The organism is Photorhabdus namnaonensis, assembly GCF_001684335.1.
Lineage (GTDB): Bacteria > Pseudomonadota > Gammaproteobacteria > Enterobacterales > Enterobacteriaceae > Photorhabdus > Photorhabdus namnaonensis.
In genome coordinates this window covers 1,558-2,279 of sequence record NZ_LOIC01000028.1, presented here as the reverse complement: position 1 = coordinate 2,279, position 722 = coordinate 1,558, and the positions used below count along the sequence as shown (strand labels likewise).

Annotated in this window: 2 protein-coding genes; both read right to left on the bottom strand. The window is 65.0% G+C overall.

Translation table 11 applies throughout. The features are described 5' to 3' along the window. On the bottom strand, nt 1–538 hold a 538-nt coding region (locus tag Phpb_RS06030; protein WP_205634740.1), incomplete at its 3' end, for a PAAR domain-containing protein. Between the two features lie 21 nt (nt 539–559). Continuing rightward, nucleotides 560–691: a DcrB-related protein gene (locus Phpb_RS26590; protein WP_276204243.1), complete on the bottom strand. Its 132-nt coding sequence runs from the start codon at nt 689–691 to the stop codon at nt 560–562. Between the last annotated feature and the right edge of the window lie 31 nt (nt 692–722).

Here is a 722-nt window from a genome sequence, read left to right as displayed (position 1 = left end):
TGGTGGCGCCACACGCCAGTTTGTCATCCACCCGGGCCGCCGGCGAGCCGTTGATAAACACGGTTTCACTGCCCTGGGCAATCAGGGGCGGCGCGGGGTGTTTGCCACAGGCGGCGATATCGGTGGTGGCTCTGGCCGCCGGTTTGCCTTCGATAAAGACATTGGGGGAACCGCTGCCCAGTGTGCCGTCTGGCGGGCCGATGCTGTCCACCATTTTCGTGACGGCCGAACTGGCGGCGCTGATGACATCGCCAAGGGCAAATGTGGCCGCGGTCCCCAGCGCGATGACAGCGACGGTCGCTAATCCCCCGGTGAGAACGGTCAGTCCCACCAGTGCCGAGGCCGCGGCAAAGACCGCCGCCCCTATCAACGCCCCGGTAATGGCGCCCGCCAGCGCCCCCAGGAAGCTGGCATGTTTAATCGGGTCGCCCTCACGGGCGGCGGCCGGACCGGGGGAGCCCTGCGGCGGGGAGACGCGTACCGAGTGCTGGGCGCCAACCCGCGCTATCCGGGTAACGATTTCATCGCCAAGTGACATGGTGTTCCTCCTGTCAGGTCATCAGACCGCCTGAAAACTGTGGATAACCGCCAGCAACGCCTCACGCTGACCGTCTTCAAAAGGCGCGGGGGAGGTCAGGTTGAAGGTCAGCAGCAGCGGACCCCGGATTTGCAGTATCACGGTCTGGTGCATGTCGCCTTCCGGGCTTTTCCACTGGTAATCC